The sequence below is a fragment of the Iodobacter sp. BJB302 genome (assembly GCF_002735645.1).
Taxonomy (GTDB): Bacteria; Pseudomonadota; Gammaproteobacteria; order Burkholderiales; family Chitinibacteraceae; genus Iodobacter.
In genome coordinates, this window is the sequence record NZ_PDZG01000019.1 from 12,123 (window position 1) to 35,381 (window position 23,259).

The following is a 23,259-nucleotide window of genomic DNA, read 5'->3' on the forward strand; positions in this document are numbered from 1 at the left end:
CCGGTCACTTGTTAAGCAAAACAAAATTTTCTTTAGAGTAGTTGAAATTTTTGTTGTCAGTATTAAGCCAACCGCATTGATCAAACGCTAAGCAATTTTGCGCCATCCTCTTCCATACTCCGCCTGCTTGCCACCCCGGTGTGTAATATAAATTTTTCTCCAACAACGTCAGGGTAAGCTCTCTTAATTCGTTTTAATTGAGAATGATTATTAAAATCACAAAACGAGAGAGTGAAACCCTATGAAAGTGTCCTGCCGCCGCACGGCGATCCGTCCTTTAATCCTGGCTTTAAGCCTTGCAGCGTCTGCCGCCAGCTATACAGCCCAGGCTGCCCCGATTGAATTAAATATCACATCCCAGCCGCTGAGCAGCGCCCTCAACGAGCTCGCCCGCCAGTCCGGCATGGTGTTGCTGGCAGATGCCAAGCTGACCGGTGGCCGCCAAAGCCCGGCCTTAAAAGGCAGTTACAGCCTGAGGGATGCGCTGCGTCAGTTGCTCAATGGTAGCGGTTTATGGGCCGATATTCAGGGCAAAGACACGATAATCATTAAAGCTATACCGGCCTCCACCGGCAATACAGTGAGCATTGGAGCCGTTCGTGTGAGCGGTGCGGCAGCGGGCTTTTTAAACGATGAGCAAATTGAAGCGAGCGATCGCCCCTATATCAAGCCCGGCTCCTCTGCCCATATCAGCCGCGAAAACATCGATCGCTTCCGTGGTACGTCACCGGCAGATATTTTTAAAGGTACGCCGGGTGTGGTGGTGAGTGATGCGCGTAATAGCGGCGCCGTGGATGTGAACATCCGCGGCCTGCAAGGTCAGGGCCGTGTACCGGTGCTGATTGATGGCAGCTTGCAAGCCACTACCATTTACCGTGGCTACTCTGGCGTGGCCGATCGCAGTTATATCGATCCGGAAATGATCAGTGAAATCAATATCACCAAGGGGCCAAGCCTGGATGCCCAGGGCACTGGTGCAATTGGCGGCATGGTGAGCATGACAACGCTTAAACCTGAAGATGTGTTAAAGCCGGGTGAGCGCAGCGGTTTCAGAGTGCGCACTGGCTTACAAAGCAATAGCGTAGAAGCACGCCACGAATATGAAGCCACGCCAAGGAGCAATCGCAACAGCATTCTAGACCCGCGTGATGGCTTTATTAGCCTGGCTTACGCCCTGAAAGAAGATGATTACGATCTGGTTGCGGCCATCAGCCATCGCCAGAATGGCAATTACTACTCCGGTAAAAATGGCTACACCAGCTATCAAGAAATTGATATATGGGGGAAAGACACCGGCCTGACCAAGTTTTACAACGCGGGCGACGAGGTGTTTAACACCATGAATATCGCCAACTCTGCTTTGCTTAAAGGCACTTACCGCTTTAGTGAAGATCAGGCTTTAGAGCTGGGCTATCGCTATTACAAGAGCAATTATGGCGAAATCATGCCTTCGCAAATCTGGCGCAGTGAATCCAATGTGCTGCATGATTTTAAAGCCAGCGAAGTCAGCACCGAGGCCTGGACGGCCCGCTATAAATACGCGCCAGCCGATAACCCGCTCGTCAATCTGAAAGCCGGGCTGTGGTACACCGATATGCAAACCGCCGCTCGCAATGGCGATGTATTTAGCAACCCGCTGGAAGGGAAACCCCATCCGGGCGATGGCGATTGTGAGACTTGCGTAGAAGTCGTGTATCTGGCCAAAAACCAGGCCCAGCGCTATGGTGCAGATTTATCAAACACCTCTCGCTTTGAAACATCACTGGGACCGGTGCAGTTGAACTATGGTTTCTCTTTACAAAAAGAGAACATCGCGCCATCCGATAGCGTTAAAAAAACGCAGGAAGACTTTGAAAACAACAGAACGCTACGCAGCGGTATTCGTAATGAACAAAGCGCTTTCCTGAATATGCAATGGCAGGCCAGCGATCGCCTATTACTGGAAGCCGGTGGCCGCTATATTCATTACAGCAGTGAAGACCGTAATGTGACCAACACCCCTGTGCGCGAGAAAACAGGCTGGCAGCACATCCAGATGTGGGATAAGGATCAAAACCACCTCGGCTACGCCGTCTGGCATCAGGATGAAAATGGCCAGTTTACCGATGCCACCAATCCGATGCTCAACGGCAAGGGCACCTTTATTCCTGCTAATGAAGGAGAGGAAGGCCTGCCCATTGATGTCAGCAAAGTGGAGGAATGGGGTACCACAGGCGAAGTGGTTTACAACAGAATCCCCGGCGCATTTACACACACCGCGCCGATTGAACGCTCTGGTAGCGGCTTTGCCCCGGCCTTTAGCGCCACCTATAAACTGACCGACAGCACCAGCACCTATCTGCGCTACACCGAAGGCCTGCGCATGCCTAGCCTGTATGAATCCACCGTGGGTTTCTCTGCGCGTTACACTTCGCCGCTCGTGCCAGAACACAGCAAAAACTGGGAAGCGGGCGTTAGTTTTGTAAAAGACGGCGTATTTAAAGAAGAGGACAAACTGCGCCTGAAAGTGGCTTACTTTAATAACAACACCGAAAACTACATTACCCGCCGCAGCTTTAAAGGCGTACCGGGGATGCAGAATTTCACCATGCATAATCTGGATAGCTACAGCATTTCCGGCTTTGAGTTCCAGTCTTCCTATGACCGTGGTGATTTCTTTGGTGAGTTGGCGGCCACACTGAATCAAAAAAGTACCATTTGTGATTCTAAAATGGCAGCGCATTTCCGTGAAAAAGGCGAAGACTGGCCAGAAGCCAGAGAAACACCAGACTGCTCACCCGTTGGATTTAACGCCTCTTACGTCAGCAATATGATTCCGCCAAGAGTCATGGCCAATGCAACCTTTGGCACGCGCCAGCTGGATCAGAAACTCACGCTTGGTTTCAGAGCCAGCTATGTCAGTGGCCCGCTCAATGTCACAGAAGACAAGCTCTGGACCAACTACAGCGGCACCTCGGTGCAGATTAAAACCCTGCCCTACAGCCTGGTTGATCTGTTTGCCAGCTACAAAATCAATGCCGATACCCGCGTGGATATGACCATTGATAACGCAACCGACCGTTACTACCTCGACCCACTTACACTCAGCCTGATGCCAGGGCCTGGGCGTACCGTGCGGATGTCTTTTGCTGTTAAATTCTAAATATCAATCCCTTAGCGTAAACAAAATAAGGACACCCCTTGGGTGTCCTTATTTGCACCGTCATTAAGCATTTTTGTTCCGGCTAAAAAATATTTTCATTTCAACGTCAGGATTCTTCAGCCTCATTCGTTTAGTTGGTAATGATTCTTAAAATCACTCCTAAATGAGAGCTAATCCCATGAGAGCATCCTGCCGCCGCGCGGCGATTCGGCCATTAATTCTGGCCTTAAGCCTTGCATTTGCTGTGCCTGCACAAGGCATTGCTGCCCAGCCTGCCGCGATTGAATTTAATATCAGCTCCCAGCCTCTGAGCAGTGCATTGAGCGAGCTGGCCCGCCAGTCGGGCATGGTGCTGCTCGTGGATGCTAGGCTCACCGCTGGCCGCCAAAGCCCGGCACTTAAAGGCAGCTACAACCTGCGTGATGCGCTGCGCCAATTACTGAGCGGCAGCGGCTTGCGCGCCGAAGTAAACAGCGATGGCACGATTGTTTTAAAGCAGGAGCCGCAAGCTGATAAGGCCGTTGCCATTGGCACGGTTAAAGTCAGTGGCGCGGCAGCAGCGTTTTTAAGTGATGAGCAAATCGAAGCCAGCGATCGCCCCTATGTAAAAGCAGGCTCTTCCGCACATATCAGCCGAGAAAACATCGATCGCTTCCGTGGCACCTCTCCTGCCGATATTTTAAAAGGCACGCCCGGCGTGGTGGTGGGCGACGCGCGTAATAGTGGTGCGGTGGATGTAAATATCCGCGGCATGCAGGGCCAGGGCCGTGTGCCGGTGCTGATTGATGGTAGCTTGCAATCCTCCACCGTTTACCGTGGCTATGCAGGGATTGCCGATCGCAGCTATATCGATCCGGAGCTGATCAGCGAAATCAATATTGCCAAAGGCCCAAGCATGGGCGCTGAAGGCGCGGGCGCGATTGGCGGCTTGGTCAGCATGCAAACATTGCGTGCCGAAGATATTTTAAAGCCGGGTGAGCGCAGCGGTTTCAGAATCCGCACCGGCCTGCAGGACAACAGCAAGGAAGCGCCCACTGATTTTGAAACCACGCCGCGCACAGACCGCAACAATATCCTGGACCCGCGCAGCGGTTTTCTGAGCCTTGCCTATGCAACGCGCCAGGATGATTTTGATCTGATTGCCGCCATCAGCCACCGCAGTACCGGCAATTATTTTGCAGGTAAAAATGGCTTCAGCAGCTACCAGAATATCGATGAAAATGGCGAGGATGACGGCATCACCCGCTTCTATCATGCAGGGGACGAGGTTTTAAATACCTCAAACACCACCGATTCTGCCCTGCTGAAAACCACCCTCAATCTAAGCGACGATCAAGCCTTAGAGCTGAGCTACCGCTATTTTAAAAGTACCTATGGCGAAATTATGCCTTCGCAAATTTTGCGTAACAGCACCGGCATTATTAAGCAATGGAAACCAAGCGAAGTCAGCACCGATGCGTGGACAGCACGTTATAAGTATCAGCCTGCAGACAATCCGCTGATCAGCCTGAAAGCCAATCTGTGGCACACCGATATGGAAAGCGCCGCCCGCAATGGCGATGTTTTCCGCAACCCGCACGAGGGCAAGCCCACCAGCTGGGAGCACGAATGCGAGCAATGTGTAGAAACACTCTATCTGGCTAAAAACCAATCGCAGCGCTATGGCGCAGATTTAAGCAATACCTCGCGCTTTGATAATGCCTATGGTGCTTTCAGCCTGAACTATGGCTTTTCGCTGCAAAAAGAAGATATCGCCCCTTCCGACCGCGTAAAGATCGATATGGATGATATCAATCATAACCGCACCTTACGCAGCGGCACGCGGCATGAAGAAAGCGCCTTTCTGAATATGCTGTGGCAGCCCTCAAACTGGCTGACAGTAGAAGCCGGTGGGCGCTATTTGCGTTATCGCAGCAAGGACAGAAATACCACGGCTACCCAGCTTGAAGATCCACTGGGCTGGAAACGTATCTATTTATATGACGATCAAAATGAGCGAATCGGCACCGTGCTCTGGCATCAGGACAAAAACGGCCAGTTTAGCGATGCAACAAACCCGCTCAAGGCCGACAAAATTGTTCTGGAGCATGATAAAGACAAGGATCCGGTAGAAATCAGTCGCAGCCAGGTACACGAATCCACCGTTGACGATATGGTTTATCACGACGATATCCCCGGCGCATTCAGCCGCAGCGCACCGATAGAGCGTGAAGGCAGCGGCTTTGCACCTGCATTTGGCCTGACATTTAAACTAAGCGAGCACATCAGCAGCTATCTGCGCTACACCGAAGGGCTGCGTATGCCCAGCCTATATGAATCCACCATAGGCTTCTCGGCCACTTTCTCTTCGCCGCTGGAGCCCGAGCACAGCAAAAACTGGGAAACGGGGATCAGCTTTATTAAAGATGGCGTATTTACAGCAGAAGACAAGCTGCGCCTGAAAGTGGCTTACTTTAATAACAGCACCGACCACTACATCACCCGCGTGCAGATTTCCGGCAAAAAAGCGTGGGAGCAGAATTTCTCGATGGCCAATATCGACAACTTCAGCGTGTCTGGCTTTGAGCTGCAATCGTCTTACGACAGAGGTGATTTCTTTGGTGAATTAGCCGCCACCCTGAACCACAAAGCCATGATTTGCGATTCAAAAATGGCAGGCTATCTGCGGAGTAAAGCAGTTCACACACCCAAACTCAGCGAAACCCCAGACTGCTCGCCCGTTGGTTTTACCTCGTCTTATGTTAGCAATATGATCCCGCCTCAAATCAGCACCAATGCCACTTTAGGTGCGCGTTTACTGGATCAGAAACTCACTATGGGCTTGCGTGCAAGCTACGTCAGTGGCCCATTAAACACCCAAGAGAAAGACGCAACCTGGCAGGACTACAGCGGCACGGCGGTACAGATCAAAACCCTGCCCTACAGCCTGATTGATGTCTTTGCCAGCTACAAAATCAGCGCCGATACCCAGGTCGATATGACCATCGATAACGCCACCGACCGTTACTACCTTGATCCGCTCTCGCTCAGCCTGATGCCAGGCCCGGGCCGCACGGTAAGGATGTCTTTGGGAATGAAGTTTTAAGAGCATTCCCGTGCGGCAGGCAAAGCCTTGGCCGCACGCATCAGGATGGCGGTTCCCAAAATAGATTTTTTTTAACCCTGTTTTTTTATTACCTGAGCAAATAAACCACTATGAATGCTGTAGCCGAACTAAGCCGTACTCAACAACTTAAAGCCTTAACCACAGACACACACGATCAGCTAGATAAGCGCATCATGGCCAATAAGCCTTTTGCCAGCGAAGACAACTACGCACGTTTTTTGATTGCCCAGTACGGCTTTTTAAGAGATTGCGATCCGCTTTATGACAACCCGAATCTGGCCGCCCTGTTCCCTGATCTGGCGGAACGCCGCCGCTATGACCGCATCGCGGCAGATATCACCGATCTGAAACGTGCACTGCCAGCGCACGATACTTTGCCAGCCCTTGAGCATAAGCAAGATATTCCCACTGCTTTGGGCTGGATGTATGTCACCGAAGGCTCTAAACTCGGCGCGGCGATTTTATTAAAAATGGCCGGTGCGCTCGGGATGTCCGAAACATTCGGAGCCCGCCATCTGGCAGGCGCGCCAGAAGGCCGCGCTAAAAACTGGCGCGAATTTACTGCGGTGCTTGATGGTGTACTACTCTCAGAGGAAGAAGAAGCGCGTATGGTGGCCGGAGCCAAAGCCGCTTTCTCACGCATGAATAATCATTTGGATCAGGTGTATTAATGCATCAAGGCGGACTGCACGCACCATTACGCTGGGGTTACACCATTCTGGGGTGCCTGATGGTGGTGCTCGGCATTATTGGCGCGATGCTGCCCGTGATGCCCACCACGGTTTTTTTACTGATGGCACTGGCTTGCTTTAGCAAATCGTCGCCTAAGTTTGAGCAATGGCTGCTGCAACATCCGCGTTTTGGTGCCTCTTTGCGCGCATGGCGGGCCAACCGCCTTGTGCCCAAAAGCGCCAAAATATCGGCCTGCCTGGGCATGATGCTGGGGCTGATCATCCTCGCCCTCACCCCCGCCCCAAAGTGGGTGGTGGCGGGCGTGGCAGTTTGCGAGCTGATCGTGGCTATTTATCTGATCCGCCGCCCATCAACGATTGAAGAGGCGGGCAGCCCTGCTGCCTGCCCGGCAAAGCCCACATCAGGAATCAGGCGCAGCTTTGCCATCAGCTTTTTATTACACCTTGGCCTGCTCAGCTATTTTGTCAGCAACTGGAGCACTGTCCCCCCTCACCCGGCACATGAAAGCGAGCAAATAGAAGTCACGCTTTTAGAGGCCGCAACACCTGCGCCTGCTGTTCCGCTGGAGCAAAACGAAGCCAGACAGGTCAGCAAAGCCGCAGCGAAACAAGCCCCGGCACCTGCCCCCAAAGACACCAAACCCACGCCACAAGCCCAGCCCCAGCCCAGTATCGTGAGTAAAACACAGGCCGAATCGCCGCTTGCCGCCGCAGCTCAGCCCAAAACCACGGAAGCTGCGGCCAGCAAAGAAACAGGCCCGCTCAATAAAACCGCGGCCATCGCAGCCGCCCCGCCAGCGCCCCCGGCCTCTAATCAGCAGGCCAGCGGCGGCAGCAACAGCTGGGAAGGCAAGGTGCTTGCCCGCTTAGAGCGCTTTCGCCGCTACCCTGCAGCAGCCCGTATGCGCGGCGACGAGGGCGTGGCCTATTTACGCATCATGATTAATCGCGAAGGCCAGGTGCTCAGTGCAAAACTAGAGCGCAGCTCCGGCGTGCCCGCACTCGACAAAGCCGCCATGGAAGCCCTCAGCCGCGCCTCCCCCCTGCCCCGCATCCCGCCAGAGCGCCCGGACGAGCTGGAGCTACTGGTGCCTTTTGAGTTTTTTATTGCAAACTAAAGTAAAAATATGCATTGTGCTTCCCAATCATCAGCACAATATAGTTGGCTAATAACTCGAGTTCTATTCTGCGGGCACAGGAAACGGCATGTTGCGTTGCATTTGAGCATGTGCTTATCAATTACTAAGCCATCCATCAGGCTTGAGCCACACTATTCAGCCTCGCTTACCAAACCTTTCAAAAAACTCACAATCTATAGCAAAAACCCTTAAAGCGGTGTAATCTTGGCACGGTTCGTGTTGCAACTTAGCCAAAAAGTTATTAAATGACTTTGTGCTGACGCACGTAAGCGGTTAAATAAAAAAACATCAGGCTAAATTACTTTTATTCATTTGATATGCGATAAAACAATGATACTGCTCTCTGTACTGATTCCTCTCGCCCTCTTTGCCGCTATTTATTATTATTTTAGTTATATGCCTGGGGCGCAATCTGAATGGGAAAAATTGCCTACGCTAGATGTTTATTTAGCCAGACACCCTGCAAAAAACAACATTATTACCTGCCATAATTGTAGGCATACCGGGCGGATGGATATTGGCCTTGTGCAAATAAGTGACTACAGAAGAAAAATAATCTGTACCCAATGTAAAACCACATTATGGCGTGAACAAGATTGAGTAATGACTCTGCAAATACTTTAACAGCAAATAAGCAGGTCGCGGATCCATCAAGTCATTAACTTATCATCTTTATACAATAAAATATGGCTCATTCCCCATTTAAGGGGCTGGTACTTTATGAGTCAATATGGTTATTTATAAGAAAGTCTTTTGTTTTATTTTTATATTGAACATAAGTTTCTATGTTCAGGCGGCAGAACAGCTTAATGCTTTAACCGAATATTTACCGCCGCTTAATTACGAGCAGGATGGAAAAGTAACCGGGTTTTCAACAGAATTACTAGATTTAATCGCCCTTGATTCTGGCATCACCCTAAAAAAAGAAATACTGCCATGGCCACGGGCCTATAGCCGGGCGCAAAAAGAAGCGAATACGCTGATTTATTCTATGGTGCGCACGCCAGAGCGTGAAGGGCAATTTCAGTGGCTGGGCCCGATCAGCTCGCGGCGCATCCTGCTTTACAAGCTGGCAAAGCGCAAAGATATTGTGGTTAATAAATTAGATGATGCACGCGCTTATCATATTGGTGTGGTTCGTGAATCCGCAGCGGCCAGAAGCTTAATACGCCAGGGTTTTGATCAGCTTGATTTAGCAAGCGATGATGAAAACAATATGCGTAAATTAAAGTATGGCAGGTTTGATCTGCTGCTTTCCCTTAATTGGGCTGCCGCATACAATGCAGAAAAATTAGGAATAAAAAATGAAATAGTGCCTGTACATCTGGTCGCAGGACAAACAGACTATTGGTATGGCATCAGCCTTCGCACGCCTCCTGCCATTGTGCGTAAAATGAACAGGGCATTAAATACAATTCGTAAAGATGGCCGCTTAGACCGGCTAAGACAAAAATATATCTCTGATTTTCAAAATTAAAACTCATCTTTAAAAGCGATCTGCGATGATTTCCCTTGTTCAGCCTGGCAACACCGCTTTAATTAACGACCTTTGCAGCCTGTTAAAGGATGCCGTGGATGGCGGTGCATCGGTCGGCTTTCTTGCCCCGCTCTCTGCACAGGATGCGGACAAATACTGGCAGCAGGTTTTTTCTGAACTGCACAGCGGTCTTTATTTATGGGTGGCAATAAAAGATGAAAAAGTAGCCGGGTCGGTGCAATTAGCATTATGTGGCAAACAAAACGGCCAGCACCGCGCCGAGATTCAAAAGCTGTTTGTATTGCGCGAATACCGGGGCCAGGGGATTTCCAGCCAATTAATGAAAGCGGCAGAAGCATTTGCAGTTCAGCAAGGCCGCAGCCTGCTGGTACTCGATACCGAGGCAGGATCGGATGCAGAATTAATCTACCGGCATGCAGGCTGGAAAGCAGCAGGCAGCATCCCGGACTATGCACAAAGCCCTAACGGAGGGCTGCGTCCTACCGTATATTTATACAAATTCATTCAGCCCATTGTTTAAATCAGCAATTCATCATTCATACCACGGTGGCCTCTGTGCTTGATATTATGAATAATTATATTTTGCCTGCCTGCTTTTTATCCGTATTGCCAGTGCTGTTTGTGTATTTATATTTGTGCTGCCATTTACACACTATTTTTAAAGATTGCTACCCACAGCTGCTGCCGGCCAACAACGGCGCAATGGATTCAAATATTGGTATTGAATTTCAGTCACTGCACGTTATCCCGCCATTAATCAGATCTGATATCGTGCAGCAGCTGCCCAGCCAATACCATCAAAAATTATGCAAAGCTGCAAGAATAACAAGCTGGCTGCTGATTCTTTTGCTTTTAATTATCATCACTTCATTTATATTGATGCCAAAAAGCTAATTACTGATTTAATTTACCTGGCGGCCACCGCCAAAAGGATAAGCAATGAAAAACATCAGTCGCATCGTTGTAGGCGTTTTAGTATCCGCCGGCATTGCCAATGCGCAAACCCCGCCCCGGCTGCGCACGCCTTTTGTAGAAAACTGGGGGCAAATCCCCCCTGCAGTGCTGGACAGGCAAGCTAAAGAGTTTGCCGGAACATATTTTCTGGAAGGGCCGGGAGATCGCAAGGAAATTGCCTTTACCTACGATGATGGCCCCAGCCTCGATACGCCCGCCCTGCTGGATTTACTTAAAAAAGAAAATGTAAAAGTCACCTTTTTCTGGCAGGGCAGCCAGATTGAGCAATTCCCTGAAACCGTGCGCCGTGCACTGGCAGAAGGCCATACCTTGGCCAACCACAGCTATAACCACCCCGATTTAAGCAAGCTGGAAGACGGCGGTGTGTGGTGGCAGGATCAGCTGGAAAAAACCCAGCAGGCTTATCAAAAAGTAGTGGGATTTCAGCCCGCTATGATGCGCCCCCCCTATGGCTTTTTAAATGACAGCCAAATTAAAAGCCTGCAAGGCAAAGGCATGAAAGCCATTTTGTGGTCTGTAGACAGTGCCGACTGGTTTCATACCCATCAAAACAAAATGGACGAGCTGGCCAGCAATGCCATCGAAAACGTAATCCGCCAATATATCCACCCGGAAGCGATTGTGCTGATGCACGATTCCGGCGGGCGTGGCCGCAAACCCACTATTTTGGCGACTTCGCGTTTGATTCCGGAGCTAAAAAAACAGGGCTATCAATTTACCACCGTGGATAAATTACTGAATATCCCTGCAAAGCTGGCAGCAGCGCCTGCCGCTAAATAATGGCATATCACGCTGCGCTCCTTTGCAAAGGAGCGCACAAAATAGGTGTGCGATGGATATAGAAGCCACAAAAAACTATTGCCGCTCACTCGCCGGGGCCAGTGAAAAAGTATTTGCTGCCCCGGCCAATATTCATGTTTTTTATGTGGGCGATAAGCAATTTGCCTGGTTCAAAACCAGCCAGCCAGAGCAAGGGCGATTGAGTATCCGCAGCGCAGCTGAGCGCTTTTTAGAGCTGACCGATCAGGAAGGAATTAAGCCTGCACGCTATATGCAGCGCTTTCACTGGATCAGTATCAGTGATTTAACATCAAAAGAAAGCGGTTTTATCAGAATGCTGATTGATGAATCCTACCAAAAAGCATTCAGCAATCTGACTAAGAAAACACAGAAAAATATAAAACCCGTTAATTCTTAGTGCCATTTTCAAAAACCACAGAATGATAGAGATCATTCATGCCTTTCACTCTTTTCATAAATATTTCTTTAAACCTTCCATTCCTAAGTCTGGTGTTTAATTCTGCGCTCAAAAAAAATCTGTCTTTTTCCTGCATACTGGCTTTAGACAAATAAAAGCCAGAATTAACAACAGGAATTGCCGCTATCGGAACAGCATGTAATTTTGATTCTAAATGAAACCTTTCGACCGATTTTGCAAATGCAGATGCCCCAACAACCGTTGCATCACATCTTTTTTCAAGCATTTTACGGGCGATAATATCGGTATCCAGCACGTCTTCTAATTTATTTTTTTGCTTTAATTGTGCCAGCAAGGCCATATACTCCGGCCCCAGATCAAAGCCCCGTACCACATTCACCTGCAGCTTTCCCTGCATTAATGCATCAAGCGGTGTGTCCGCATCTGGATGATCTTTTAATAAAATCAAACTGGGCGGCTCTGAAATCACATTGATATAATCGCCCACCGCATCCCGTTTATCTATTTTTGATGCAGCAATGATGTCAATTTTTCCTGCTTCAAACATCCGCAGCGCACGTATTCTGGGCATCACTTCGTAAACAAACTGGCAGCCTGTTGTTTTTGAAACTTCAGCTAAAAAATCAGGCACCACGCCGCTGACACGATCTGATTCATCAATTTCCATAAAAATACTGATCGGGCTGCTGGCCACAATCAATGGCCTGGAACAGCCAGCTACCGCAACAGCAGACCATTGCGCCAGCAACACACAGAATACAACGCGTAAGGAATACATAGCCTGCCTCGGTTCTGAGCCATTTTTACCACGCCGGGATTTTGTTCAGCATAGCTTATGCTTCAAGCACTGTAATCAGCCCTTTCAGATCGTTCTTAATGGGGTTTACGCAATAAAAAACGGCGCAGCTTAAAAAGCTGCGCCGTTTGATCGGGCCTTATGCCTTATGCAGTAATGAATGATGGCGTGAATAGCCAAAATACACCATCAAACCTAAAGCTAACCAAATAGCAAAACACAGCCAGGTCATTGCAGACAACTGCGTCATCAGAAACACGCAAAAGATCACCGCCAATGCCGGCACATAGGGCACGCCCGGGCAGACAAATTTACGCGGCAAATCCGGCTCACGCTGACGCAGCACAATCACGGCAATCGCAATCAGGGAGAACGCCGCCAGCGTACCGATATTCACCAGCTCGGCCAAGGTATGCAGCGGCACAAAGCCAGCAATTAGCGCAATCATTGTGCCGATCAGCCAGGTCGCTTTATAAGGTGTGCCGTAGCGCGGGTTGATCTCAGAGAAAATCTTCGGCAAGAGGCCATCGCGGGACATGGCCAGCAAGATGCGGGTCTGGCCGTAGGTCATCACCAGAATCACCGTCATCATGCCCAGAATTGCCCCCAGATCCACAAAACCTGCAAACCAGTTGAGCTTGGCTACTTGCAGTGCCAGTGATACGGGGTGATCAATACCTGCAAACTGAGCATAAGGCACAATGCCGGTCATAATCGCGGCCACAATCACATAGAGCAGGGAGCAAATGGCCAGCGACCAGATCACGCCCTTAGGGATATCTTTAGCCGGGTCTTTTACTTCTTCAGCCGCACAGGTCACCGCATCAAAGCCCAAAAAGCTGAAAAACACGATGGCCGCGCCATGAAATACGCCAGAAAAACCAAAAGGCAATGCCGGGCTCCAGTTCGCTGGCTCAACATGCCACACGCCAATCGCGATAAATAGCAGCACCACGGCCACCTTGATCAGCACCACAATATTATTGACGCGCTTTGATTCTTTAATCCCAAAAGCCAGTAAAGCAGTAATCACCATCGCAATGGCAAATGCGGGCAGATTAAAAAACGTACTTTTGCCTGGCACGGCACCCGCTGCGGCAGTCAGCATATCGGGTAAGTGAATCCCAAACCCGGCCAGCAGGCTCTGGAAATAACCTGACCACCCTACCGATACGGCAGAAGAAGCCAGCAGGTATTCCAGCATTAAATCCCAGCCTATCATCCAGGCAATCAGCTCGCCCAAAGTGGCATAAGCATAGGTATAGGTTGAGCCTGAAACCGGCAACATGGAGGCAAATTCGGCATAGCAAAGTGCAGCAAAACCACAGGCCAGCGCGCCAATGATAAATGACAGTACGAGGCCCGGCCCTGCAACCGTCGCCCCTGTGCCCGTCAGCACAAAGATGCCCGTGCCAATAATTGCGCCAATACCCAGCATAGTGAGGTCAAAAGCAGACAGCTCCCTGCGAAGCGCCGTTGACGTACTGGCAAATACCAGCATGTCCTGAACGCTTTTCTTGCGCATCAAACTCATATTCCCAATCCCATTTATGGCCTGCAGCTTGCTGCCAGCTCAGCAGAAGATGCACAGCAATCAACTAAAATACGCGGGCTGGCGATGTATTTAAAACACGCTCAAACCAGTGCAATAAAAGGGGCGGGATACTACAGTAATCACTTATGAGTGCAATCTGGTGAAAGCTGTATGCAAATGGGTTTTATCCCAAAATATAAAAATATTTTAGTTTTTTATGCCAAAAAATAAAATAAAAACAAAATTTAAAATCACAAAACAAAGAAAACTGCGTCATGAATCATGCAGATCAAACCTTACAAAACAACACTCTGCCTTTTTAAAAACAGAAGGGGAAAATGCTGTTTTTCTGCCTGAACGGCAGCATCCCCCCACCTGCTTAGTGCGCCTTTTTCATATCCGGCAAGAACAATGCAATCATCCCGCCCAGAGGCAAGAACGCTGTAAAGTGGTAGACGCTGGCAATCCCATACTGGTCGGCAAAGCTGCCAATGACTGCAGCCCCTATGCCCGCCACGCCAAAAGCCAGCCCAAAAAAAAGGCCCGATACCATGCCTACTCTTCCTGGCAGCAGCTCTTGCGCCAGCACTAAAATCGCTGAAAACGCCGACGACATCACCACGCCAATAATAAAACTCAGCGCAATGGTGCCGTTTAAATCCATATAGGGCAGCGCCATAGAGAACGGAGCCGAGCCTAAAATAGAAAACCAGATCACCCGCTTGCGGCCTATCCGGTCGCCAATCGGCCCGCCCAGAATCGTCCCCAGCGCCACGCCAAATAAGAAGATAAACAACATCAGCTGCGCCGCTTGCGCACTGAGGGCAAAACGCTCGATCAGATAAAATGTGTAATAGCTATGAAAGCTGGACATATAAATATACTTGGTAAACACCAAGGCAATCAGCACCACCATCGCGTAGAGCGTCTGGCGCTGCGGCAAGGGCTGAATCGCAAGATGCGCTTTGCTGCCGGCATTTTTTTGCTGATGCGCTTTCCAGATACTGATCTGCCAAAGCACCCCCATGGCCAAAAGGGCCGCAGGTGAAAACCACGCCAGGCTGCCCTGCCCCAGAGGAATCACAATCAAAGCGGCCAGCAAAGGCCCGCAAGCACTGCCCGCATTGCCCCCCACCTGAAAAATCGACTGCGCCAGCCCATGCTGCCCGCCCGAAGCCAGCCTCGCCACTCGGGATGATTCGGGGTGGAAAATCGCCGAGCCGGTGCCGGTCAGCCCCGCCGCCAAGAGCAACAAGCCAAAGGTAGCCGCTTGCGAGAGCAATAACAGCCCGCACATTGAAAAGCCCATGCCCACAACCAGTGCAAATTTCTGCGGATGCTTATCGGTAAAGCTACCCACCAGCGGCTGCAAGATGGAAGCCGTAATTTGGTATGTGAGCGTAAGTAAACCAATCTGGGTAAAGCTGAGGTGATAGCTGCCTTTTAGCAGCGGATACAGCGCCAGAATTAAGGATTGCAACATATCGTTTAAAAAATGCGCGCTGCTAATTGCCGCCAGCACGCGATAGCGCGTAGCCCCGATTGCGGGACTGATCTCTGCCGTGGTCATGACATTTACCTTTTTGTTTTAATAGAAGCATGTTAAGGTCATTGATCACGCCTGTCTTGCGCAGATAAGGCAGTAACTATAGTGAAAACGACATGACGCCAAAAATAGAAAACTTAGGCCCGCCGCGTGAGCTGGGCAATGCACTGCTGATAGGCAAAGCCGGCGAGCGTGAATCGGGCAGCAGTACCATCCGCCATCAGCACGAAGTGGCGCAATTGCTGTACGGCATCAGCGGCGTAATGCGCGTGATTACGCCTTACGGGCAATGGATCGTGCCGCCCAACCGGGGCATCTGGCTGCCGGCTGGTGTATGGCATGAAGTGCATATGCTGGCTTTTGTAGAAATGCGCACGGTGTATATCCACCCCGACGCCCTGCCCAATCTGCCCTGCTGCGTATTAGCCATCACCCCATTGCTGCGCGAGCTGATTCTGGCCGCAGTGAACTTTGATCAGGCTTATCCGCACGACAGCCGCGAAGGCCGTATTATCCGGCTGCTGCTCGACGAAATCATCAGCATCCCCACCCTGCCCATGGTGCTGCCCATGCCGGAAGACCAGGCCCTGCGCCTGATTTGCGACGAGCTGCTCACCTCGCCGGATGATATTCGCAGCAGCAGTGACTGGGCGTTAAAAATGGGCGTGGATGCCAGAACACTGCAACGCCGCTTTAATAAAACCACCGGCATGACTTTTGGCGAATGGCGGCGGCAAGCCAGATTATTAAAAGCACTGGAGCGCCTCGCCAGCGGAGAGCGCGTGATTGATATCGCCCTCGATTCCGGCTACGCCAGCCCCAGCGCTTTTACCGCCATGTTTAAACGCCAGTTTGGCGTGGCACCGAGTGAGTTTTTTAAGTAACGCCTTTGCTATTCTTATAAGGACTCAGGTGCATACAAAAACCCGAATCTTGAACCACAGAGAACACGGAGGACACAGAGCTACACGAAGAAAACTAAGCCATCCGATTTAACTCGCACTTTTCGTTCGTCCCTGCATTGTGTCGACGCTAAATTGTTACCATGCTTTAAAACATAATTAGGCTAATCAATCAGAATTTTTACATCCTTATCAACAACAGACAGAAGTACTCCAATAATCGAGACAAAAAACCACCTAAAATATGATAAATTACGCAAGTCAACCCGCTAAATTATTGCTTTAAAAAGATAGTCATTGCGGCCATGCTCGGAGAATAAAATGCATCTGAAATCACTACATATTCAAAACTTCCGCTCCCTTGAAGACTTCAAGGTAAGCAAACTTGGCCGCATCAATCTTATTGTTGGAAAGAATAATTCAGGGAAAAGTTCAGTATTAGAAGCTTTACGGATTTATGCGGCCAATGCTCATCCAGCAGTGTTAGAAGAAATAGCATCAGGCCATGATGAACGATTTAGACTAAAAGAGTCTGATAGTGTTGACGATTCATTTGATTTACCCTTTGAGCATTTTTTCACAGGAAGGATATTCCCCTTCGACGATAGTACTAAAATATCAATTGGGGAGTTAGAAAATAACTCATCAAAATTAACAATTGAACACTGCCTTCTAAAAACAAATGAAATCAATTCTGAGAAATATACTGATGATCGACCATCACCTAACTATTATGTTTTAAACAAATATGACGCAGTTAAAAATGATATTAACTATGACTCAGAAGCCCTTTTAGTTTCAAAAAATGAAACCAATAAATTTATTAATTTCAACACAAGCCCAATAAGACGTAACCGTTTCTGGTTTGAAGCTTCAGAAGCTATTTCTAGTAGCTATATCCCTACCCAGTTTATTTCAATGGATGAGCTAGCCAATATTTGGGATACTATACAATTTTCTGATCATGGGGATTTTATAAGGGAAGGCCTAAAGTTTATAGCAAATGACTTCGAAAATATTGCATTCATCGTAAACAATGAAGGAGTAGGAAATACTTCTAGCTTCATAAGCAACAATGTAGCACGCAAATTTGGAATGAAGCGCACGGCCATTGTAAAACTCAAGAATCAAACAAAAGCCATTCCGCTCAACAGCATGGGCGATGGCATGGTTCGAGTATTGCAATTATTATTAAAAGTATATCCTGCAAAAGGTGGTTTTCTGCTTATTGATGAATTTGAAAATGGCTTGCATTACAGTGTGCAAGAAAAAATTTGGCAGTTTTTATTTGATTTAGCAGAAAAATTAGACATCCAAGTCTTTGCAACCACCCATAGCTGGGATTGTATTGAAAGCTTCGCCAAAGTGGCCGTAGAAAATACGCAATCAGAAGGTGTGTTATTCCGAGTGGGGCGGAGCATGCTTACTAGTAATCAGGGCAAGGTGATTGCTACGGTATTTGATGAGAAACAACTATTAAATATTACTCAAGCCGATGTTGAGGTTCGATAATGGCTAACTCCAAGAAAAAATTACTTGTAGAGGGAGAAAGTGATAAAAGCTTTTTCCAAGAATTTTGTAAAGCACATAATTTAGACCTTACCATTACGGTTTCAGTAGCAACAGACGAAGGTGGGTATAAAAGTTCAAAGCAAGGAGCCATCAATACTTTAGATATACTATTACCCAATTTGTATGATGGTAAATTAGAGCGCCTCGCGCTAATTGTTGATGCAGACCAAATTAGCGATGGCAATGGACTTAACAATACCATCAATCAAATTGCTAAAAAAATTCAAACCTATGGCTTTGATCCAGAACCAGCACGGCTGCCTAATGGTGGGCTCACATTCAAACATACCGACGGGCTTGCAGACTTTGGCTTATGGGTCATGCCAAACAATCAAGATGAGGGCATGTTAGAAAACTGGATTGAACACTGTATTCACGCTAATGACATCGCTCTTTATCAGCACGCACAAACCACAGTTAACGCTCTGGCAACTCAAAAATTTAAACCGATCAGACAAACAAAGGCAAAGATCGCAACATGGTTGGCATGGCAAGAAAAGCCAGGGGAAGGGCTTTACTACGCCATTGATGGCAAATTGCTAGACCAGACAGCTCCACTTTATGCCGGTTTTATAGCATGGTTACACCATGTGTTTAGTTAACTCATAATCCTCTAAGCGTTCATTTTAGGAAGTATCTATACACAAGGCACACAGAAGCCCCTCAATCTCAGCATTACAATTGCATAAATTGCCAATATGTACGATTAAATTAGCGTCAGTTTGTGACTAAACGCAAATCAGCGGCCCTCGTATAGTGGTGTAATCCGATGAAAGCGAGGCCATCATGCAAATCACTCATCTTAAAACAGCCGAAGTATTTTCTATCCGGGCAAAATCATGGATTCACTGCGCTGCGGGCCAGCTATGGCTTAGCCATGATGGGCACGATGTTATTTTAGAGCGCGGGCAAAAATGGCAGATTGATGACACTGATCTGGCCGTTATTCAGGCACTGCAAAACAGCCACTTTATGCTGCTTGCCAACGAGAAACTGTCTCCTGCAGAGCAAAATTTCGCCTTTGCATAAAGCGCCGGCTAGCTGGCATGTATTGCCTGCAGCTTTTCCAGCTCATTAAACGTGGCAATGCGCAGCTGGCTGAGCTTATTCAAGGCATTGTGTTCTGGCGATGCTTCAAGCGAGGCCCAATACTGGCCCAGTGTTTCTGCGCCAATTTGCAAGGCAATCCCTTTGGCGCTGTGCGCATAGCGGGCTGCCTCGCTGTGTTCCTGCTGCCCGATTGCTTTTTTATAAAGCTCTTCTAATTCTGCAATTCTGTTTAAGCCCTTATGGCTTAATGCTAAGTAGCGGTCTGATTTAAATCCCAATGACGCCATTGCAGCATGGTGATCTAACAAGACCTGCTTAGAATTTAAAATAGATTTATAACGTTTGCTCAGTAAGCGAATAAGTTCATCAATCCTGAATGGCTTTCTTAAATGCCCGCTGAATGCATTAAAGCCCTCGGCATGCTGTAACTCTTCTATCGGGCTGGCTGAAACCAGATAAATTGGTTTTTTCCATTTTTGTTCGCGCAAAATACCCGCAGCGGCCATGCCATCCATTTCCGGCATTTGGTAATCCATAATAATGCTGTCAATTTCCGGGTGCTGGCTTACTTGCAAAATAGCCTCCAGCCCATTACCCGCTTGCAATGCACGGGCACCGAAATCCTGCAAAATACCACATATCATTTCCCGGTTAATGGTTTCATCTTCCACCACCAAAATGGTATGCCCGCATAATGCTTGCTGCTGAGGCTGAAAAATACGTGCTGGCGCTGAAGAAGCAAATACAATCTGTGATTCAATAGAGACAAAAAACTCGCTGCCTTTACCTTCCTCACTGCTGAAAGTAATATCCCCCTGCATCAGCCTTGCATAATCCCGGCTTAAAGATAAGCCTAAGCCTGTACCGCCAGCCAGCTGCCCTTCTTTGCTTTGCTCAAAAGGCGAAAAAATACGCGGGTGATCTTCTTTTTTAATACCACATCCCGTATCGGCCACCACGGCATTTAAACGATAGCAATGGGAAAGCAACTCACCCGATAACGTTAAAGTAATCGCGCCATATTGAGTAAATTTAAGGCTGTTACCCAGTAAATTAATAAGGATCTGCCTTAATTTACCCGCATCCAGGCTCAGATTTTCGGGCAGGCCTTCACTTAAAATAACCTTAAAAGCCACTCCTTTTTCTTTAGCCATCATATTAAACATAACTTCTAATTCATTTTTCAGCTGATTCAGATTAATTGTTTCAATAATCAGCAAAATTTTATTGTGCTCAGATTTAGACAAATCCAGCACATTATTAAGCAAGCTTAATAAATGAGTACCACTGTTTGCAATATAACCAATTTCTTTCTTTTCTTCTTCGCCCATATTTTTATTACGCAACAACCTGTCGGCATAGCCTAAAATAGACGTTAATGGGGTGCGAATCTCATGGCTAATATGGGCTAAAAAACGGCTCTTTGTGGCATTGGCAATTTCGGCCTGCTGCCTTGCTTCCTGCAATGTTTCAGCCAGCTCGGCAAGTTTTTTTCGGTTTTGCTCTGATCGCCACAGCGCATAAAGCCCAAATGCAGCACAAAAGATTAAGAATAAAATTTGAGTCGTCGCCAATAAAATACGCAGCTCACCCCAGTGGGTAATATTTTTTCTGTATTCATCAACGGCCTGCGCATCCTGAGTGCGGGCCTCCTGCACTAAATTATTAACAGCATCCTGCTGCAATTTTGTTTCTTTTTGAAATTTAACCCATTCTTTTTCAGAGGCAAAGCCCTGGCTTAATTGTTTTTCACCATCATGAATATACTGAACCAAAGGCATCAGCAGCCTGAGCTGCAGTTTCTTATCTTTAAAAAGTGCCGAGGCTTCAATTTCATTTTTAGCAAAGCTGTCAATCCGGCTGTAGTAAATATCAAAGCGCAAATTAACTTTATCCAGCTGATCACGCCGGCCATAGCCCACTACTTCACGCAGGCGATAGTACTCATTACTCAGCTGAAAAAACTGCCATAGCTGATTATCCATGCCAAATTGATTGGCACGGTCAAGCTCTCTTTTTTGCTCTAATTCAAAATGAACAATCAGGCTGAAATTAGCGAGTAATATTATGCAAATAATGCTTAATATTCTTTTAAATCGTGTCATTGTATTATTCTGCTGTGATGCTGTTCAGCTGCCAGCTGCAAAGACGAAAATATTGAGTTTTAATCAATTCTTTATGCTTATGAAATGGATACATTAAAAATAACGGACCTTTTTCACGCAAAGACATCACTTTGCCATTATGCTTACGCGCTAGAATAACATCGTATTGCAGCGCGTCGCTGACTGGAAAACTAATTGCATAATCATTCAGGGCCATTATTTTAACATTGCCGCCCTCAATGCCTGCTAGCTTTAATACATCACGAAGCAAGGGCCCTTCAAAGGTCTGCGGATTAGGATACCATGGCGTTTGTACCGTCATACTGACTTGGGGCATCTGATCAAGACGGGCGCCATCAAATTGAATATCAGGGCTGGTTTTACTGCGGACAGTAAGAATAATTTTATCGTTTTTTGCAATAGCCGGATAAGCAAACAGCATCAGGCATAAACTCAGAAAAACAGTACGAAACATTTAATACTCCCCGCCCGGCATAAGCACTGAAGCATTGTAATGTAAAAAACGGCTTCAGGTCATTGCAATGCAATATAAGCAAGCCCCCTGCACTACTGTAATAGTGCCTTGAATTTATTTTTAAATACAAAAAGGCAACACCTTTTGGCGTTGCCTTTCAATATCAAAACATAACTGCTATTAACACAGCCATGCAGCGGATTTAATCAACCGGCTTCAAATACATTAAACCCAATAAACCCGAAGCTGATTCGATTTATTTTTTCCCCAAATATGCATCCAATGCCGCACGCCCCACTGCAGGATCGTCAGTAAAGAAACCATCAATGCCTGCCTGTAAAAACACAGTCAGCTCGGCGGCCAGATCACCACGCTCGGTCAGTGATTTCACATCGCCTTTGCGTAAATTAGCCGGTAAAAAAGGGTTTTCCGGGCGGAACGTATAAGGATGCAATACTAAATTAGCGGCATGGGCATCTTTAACCAGGCTAGTCGGTGTGCCCAGATTATTATTGGCGTCCCGCGGAATAATCATGTCCTTAGAAGGGCCAATGCCATTTGCGTAAGTTGCAACTTCTTTAAGCCCTGCAGCAGTGGCAATATCGGCATAGCTGCGCTTATCCCCGACAAGACGAAAATCCTCCGGCTGGCCAGTGCCTGATAAAAGCTGAACAATCGGTAAATCAGTTAAGGCACGAATTTCTTTCAGATTGGCCACTTCAAAAGACTGAATAAACACCGGCGCTGTTTTGCCCTTATAGCCATTGGCATGCAAGGCATCAACAAGGCGCTTTTCCAGCGGAAGATTAATCGATTTAAAATAGCTGGGGTGTTTTGTTTCCGGATAAATACCAATCGTACGGCCTGTTTCTTTGGTCTTAGCCTTAGCCAGATCCATTACTTCCTGGAAAGTAGGGATCTCAAACTGCCCATCGTATTTAGCGTTTTCCGGGCGATTAGCCGGAATACGCTCTTTGGCACGCAATGTTTTAAGCTCGGCCAACGTAAAGTCTTCGGTAAACCAACCAGTGATACTTACGCCATCAATGATTTTGGTGGCTTTTCGGCTGGCAAATTCCGCCTTATCCGCCACATTGGTCGTGCCAGAAATTTCATTCTCGTGCCGCGCAACCAAAACGCCATCTTTGGTGCTCACCAAATCAGGCTCAATCACATCTGCACCAATCTCAATGGCCTTGGTATAGCCCGCAATCGTATGCTCCGGCCGCAAAGCCGACGCCCCGCGATGGCCGATCACCAGCTTCGCAGGCAGAGGCTTAGGCACCACCTGAGTCACAACAGGCAAAGCCTCAGTATCATCACTACTGCATGCACTTAAACCCAGCGCAGCAGCAAATACTGAAACGGTAGTCAGAATAGAAAATTTAATCAGCGACATAGGATAGGCGGCTAAAAAAAGAAGATGCCTCAATTTAAGCGAGCGCTGTGACAGTGTTGTGAAATGGCATGCAAAAAAAAGCCCCGCCAAATTGGCAGAGCTTTTCTCT

18 protein-coding genes are annotated in these 23,259 nt (G+C 48.0%); 12 read left to right on the top strand and 6 right to left on the bottom strand.

Annotated features, from left to right (window positions below):
* Window positions 1-241 precede the first annotated feature (241 nt).
* From CSQ88_RS08275 to CSQ88_RS08320, 8 genes are all read left to right on the top strand, one after another.
* The gene (locus tag CSQ88_RS08275) at window positions 242-3,142 is read left to right on the top strand and encodes a TonB-dependent receptor (protein ID WP_099397636.1); all 2,901 of its coding nucleotides are present in this window, start codon (window positions 242-244) and stop codon (window positions 3,140-3,142) included.
* Window positions 3,143-3,320: 178 nt separating this feature from the next.
* Window positions 3,321-6,227 carry a TonB-dependent receptor gene (locus tag CSQ88_RS08280; protein WP_180273589.1) on the top strand — a complete coding sequence of 969 codons (2,907 nt, stop codon included), beginning with the start codon at window positions 3,321-3,323 and terminating at the stop codon, window positions 6,225-6,227.
* A gap of 110 nt (window positions 6,228-6,337) precedes the next feature.
* Complete coding sequence (locus CSQ88_RS08285) at window positions 6,338-6,919, top strand: biliverdin-producing heme oxygenase (RefSeq protein WP_099397638.1); 582 nt, start codon at window positions 6,338-6,340, stop codon at window positions 6,917-6,919.
* Window positions 6,919-8,058 carry a TonB family protein gene (locus CSQ88_RS22945; protein WP_180273590.1) on the top strand — a complete coding sequence of 380 codons (1,140 nt, stop codon included), beginning with the start codon at window positions 6,919-6,921 and terminating at the stop codon, window positions 8,056-8,058. The genes CSQ88_RS08285 and CSQ88_RS22945 overlap by 1 nt, the downstream gene beginning before the upstream one ends.
* A 751-nt stretch (window positions 8,059-8,809) precedes the next feature.
* Window positions 8,810-9,556 carry an ABC transporter substrate-binding protein gene (locus CSQ88_RS08300; RefSeq protein ID WP_099397640.1) on the top strand — a complete coding sequence of 249 codons (747 nt, stop codon included), beginning with the start codon at window positions 8,810-8,812 and terminating at the stop codon, window positions 9,554-9,556.
* Window positions 9,557-9,581: 25 nt separating this feature from the next.
* Window positions 9,582-10,097 (top strand): GNAT family N-acetyltransferase, encoded by a 516-nt coding sequence (locus CSQ88_RS08305; protein ID WP_099397641.1) that lies wholly within the window; start codon window positions 9,582-9,584, stop codon window positions 10,095-10,097.
* 419 nt (window positions 10,098-10,516) lie between these two features.
* Window positions 10,517-11,332 carry a polysaccharide deacetylase family protein gene (locus tag CSQ88_RS08315; protein WP_099397643.1) on the top strand — a complete coding sequence of 272 codons (816 nt, stop codon included), beginning with the start codon at window positions 10,517-10,519 and terminating at the stop codon, window positions 11,330-11,332.
* A 52-nt stretch (window positions 11,333-11,384) separates the two neighbouring features.
* Window positions 11,385-11,750, top strand: coding sequence for an MmcQ/YjbR family DNA-binding protein (locus CSQ88_RS08320; RefSeq protein WP_099397644.1), 366 nt, complete (start codon window positions 11,385-11,387; stop codon window positions 11,748-11,750).
* Here the strand turns inward: CSQ88_RS08320 and CSQ88_RS08325 are convergent.
* The 3 genes from CSQ88_RS08325 to CSQ88_RS08335 all read right to left on the bottom strand — a co-directional run bounded on the left by CSQ88_RS08325 (window position 11,740) and on the right by CSQ88_RS08335 (window position 15,671).
* Window positions 11,740-12,438, bottom strand: coding sequence for an ABC transporter substrate-binding protein (locus tag CSQ88_RS08325; RefSeq protein ID WP_180273591.1), 699 nt, complete (start codon window positions 12,436-12,438; stop codon window positions 11,740-11,742). The genes CSQ88_RS08320 and CSQ88_RS08325 overlap by 11 nt on opposite strands.
* 268 nt (window positions 12,439-12,706) lie before the next feature.
* A complete protein-coding gene (locus CSQ88_RS08330) occupies window positions 12,707-14,101 on the bottom strand; it encodes an amino acid permease (protein ID WP_099397646.1) in 1,395 nt (464 codons plus the stop codon).
* A gap of 379 nt (window positions 14,102-14,480) precedes the next feature.
* Entirely contained in the window at window positions 14,481-15,671 is a 1,191-nt protein-coding gene (locus CSQ88_RS08335) for an MFS transporter (protein ID WP_099397647.1), read from the bottom strand.
* Window positions 15,672-15,763: 92 nt separating this feature from the next.
* Here CSQ88_RS08335 and CSQ88_RS08340 point away from each other — a divergent pair, with 92 nt between their 5' ends.
* From CSQ88_RS08340 to CSQ88_RS08355, 4 genes are all read left to right on the top strand, one after another.
* A complete protein-coding gene (locus CSQ88_RS08340) occupies window positions 15,764-16,531 on the top strand; it encodes a helix-turn-helix domain-containing protein (protein WP_099397648.1) in 768 nt (255 codons plus the stop codon).
* Between the two features lie 339 nt (window positions 16,532-16,870).
* Window positions 16,871-18,061, top strand: a complete 1,191-nt coding sequence (locus CSQ88_RS08345) for an ATP/GTP-binding protein (RefSeq protein ID WP_099397649.1) — start codon at window positions 16,871-16,873, stop codon at window positions 18,059-18,061.
* Window positions 18,061-18,723 (top strand): DUF3226 domain-containing protein, encoded by a 663-nt coding sequence (locus tag CSQ88_RS08350; protein WP_099397650.1) that lies wholly within the window; start codon window positions 18,061-18,063, stop codon window positions 18,721-18,723. The genes CSQ88_RS08345 and CSQ88_RS08350 overlap by 1 nt, the downstream gene beginning before the upstream one ends.
* Window positions 18,724-18,907: 184 nt before the next feature.
* On the top strand, window positions 18,908-19,150 hold the full coding sequence (locus tag CSQ88_RS08355; protein WP_099397651.1) for a DUF2917 domain-containing protein: 243 nt from the start codon (window positions 18,908-18,910) through the stop codon (window positions 19,148-19,150).
* Window positions 19,151-19,158: 8 nt separating this feature from the next.
* Here the strand turns inward: CSQ88_RS08355 and CSQ88_RS08360 are convergent, their stop codons facing one another.
* The 3 genes from CSQ88_RS08360 to CSQ88_RS08370 all read right to left on the bottom strand — a co-directional run bounded on the left by CSQ88_RS08360 (window position 19,159) and on the right by CSQ88_RS08370 (window position 23,150).
* Window positions 19,159-21,276: an ATP-binding protein gene (locus CSQ88_RS08360; RefSeq protein WP_099397652.1), complete on the bottom strand. Its 2,118-nt coding sequence runs from the start codon at window positions 21,274-21,276 to the stop codon at window positions 19,159-19,161.
* 4 nt (window positions 21,277-21,280) lie between these two features.
* Window positions 21,281-21,751: a molybdopterin-dependent oxidoreductase gene (locus tag CSQ88_RS08365; RefSeq protein WP_099397653.1), complete on the bottom strand. Its 471-nt coding sequence runs from the start codon at window positions 21,749-21,751 to the stop codon at window positions 21,281-21,283.
* Between the two features lie 256 nt (window positions 21,752-22,007).
* On the bottom strand, window positions 22,008-23,150 hold the full coding sequence (locus CSQ88_RS08370) for a glycerophosphodiester phosphodiesterase (RefSeq protein ID WP_099397681.1): 1,143 nt from the start codon (window positions 23,148-23,150) through the stop codon (window positions 22,008-22,010).
* Window positions 23,151-23,259: the final 109 nt, after the last annotated feature.

What these genes read in the sequence shown, in the direction of transcription:
- CSQ88_RS08275 (WP_099397636.1), top strand. Translation starts at nt 242, where the DNA reads ATGAAAGTGTCCTGCCGCCGCACGGCGATCCGTCCTTTAATCCTGGCT.
- CSQ88_RS08280 (WP_180273589.1), top strand. Translation starts at nt 3,321, where the DNA reads ATGAGAGCATCCTGCCGCCGCGCGGCGATTCGGCCATTAATTCTGGCC.
- CSQ88_RS08285 (WP_099397638.1), top strand. Translation starts at nt 6,338, where the DNA reads ATGAATGCTGTAGCCGAACTAAGCCGTACTCAACAACTTAAAGCCTTA.
- CSQ88_RS22945 (WP_180273590.1), top strand. Translation starts at nt 6,919, where the DNA reads ATGCATCAAGGCGGACTGCACGCACCATTACGCTGGGGTTACACCATT.
- CSQ88_RS08300 (WP_099397640.1), top strand. Translation starts at nt 8,810, where the DNA reads ATGGTTATTTATAAGAAAGTCTTTTGTTTTATTTTTATATTGAACATA.
- CSQ88_RS08305 (WP_099397641.1), top strand. Translation starts at nt 9,582, where the DNA reads ATGATTTCCCTTGTTCAGCCTGGCAACACCGCTTTAATTAACGACCTT.
- CSQ88_RS08315 (WP_099397643.1), top strand. Translation starts at nt 10,517, where the DNA reads ATGAAAAACATCAGTCGCATCGTTGTAGGCGTTTTAGTATCCGCCGGC.
- CSQ88_RS08320 (WP_099397644.1), top strand. Translation starts at nt 11,385, where the DNA reads ATGGATATAGAAGCCACAAAAAACTATTGCCGCTCACTCGCCGGGGCC.
- CSQ88_RS08325 (WP_180273591.1), bottom strand. Translation starts at nt 12,438, where the DNA reads ATGGAAATTGATGAATCAGATCGTGTCAGCGGCGTGGTGCCTGATTTT.
- CSQ88_RS08330 (WP_099397646.1), bottom strand. Translation starts at nt 14,101, where the DNA reads ATGAGTTTGATGCGCAAGAAAAGCGTTCAGGACATGCTGGTATTTGCC.
- CSQ88_RS08335 (WP_099397647.1), bottom strand. Translation starts at nt 15,671, where the DNA reads ATGACCACGGCAGAGATCAGTCCCGCAATCGGGGCTACGCGCTATCGC.
- CSQ88_RS08340 (WP_099397648.1), top strand. Translation starts at nt 15,764, where the DNA reads ATGACGCCAAAAATAGAAAACTTAGGCCCGCCGCGTGAGCTGGGCAAT.
- CSQ88_RS08345 (WP_099397649.1), top strand. Translation starts at nt 16,871, where the DNA reads ATGCATCTGAAATCACTACATATTCAAAACTTCCGCTCCCTTGAAGAC.
- CSQ88_RS08350 (WP_099397650.1), top strand. Translation starts at nt 18,061, where the DNA reads ATGGCTAACTCCAAGAAAAAATTACTTGTAGAGGGAGAAAGTGATAAA.
- CSQ88_RS08355 (WP_099397651.1), top strand. Translation starts at nt 18,908, where the DNA reads ATGCAAATCACTCATCTTAAAACAGCCGAAGTATTTTCTATCCGGGCA.
- CSQ88_RS08360 (WP_099397652.1), bottom strand. Translation starts at nt 21,276, where the DNA reads ATGACACGATTTAAAAGAATATTAAGCATTATTTGCATAATATTACTC.
- CSQ88_RS08365 (WP_099397653.1), bottom strand. Translation starts at nt 21,751, where the DNA reads ATGTTTCGTACTGTTTTTCTGAGTTTATGCCTGATGCTGTTTGCTTAT.
- CSQ88_RS08370 (WP_099397681.1), bottom strand. Translation starts at nt 23,150, where the DNA reads ATGTCGCTGATTAAATTTTCTATTCTGACTACCGTTTCAGTATTTGCT.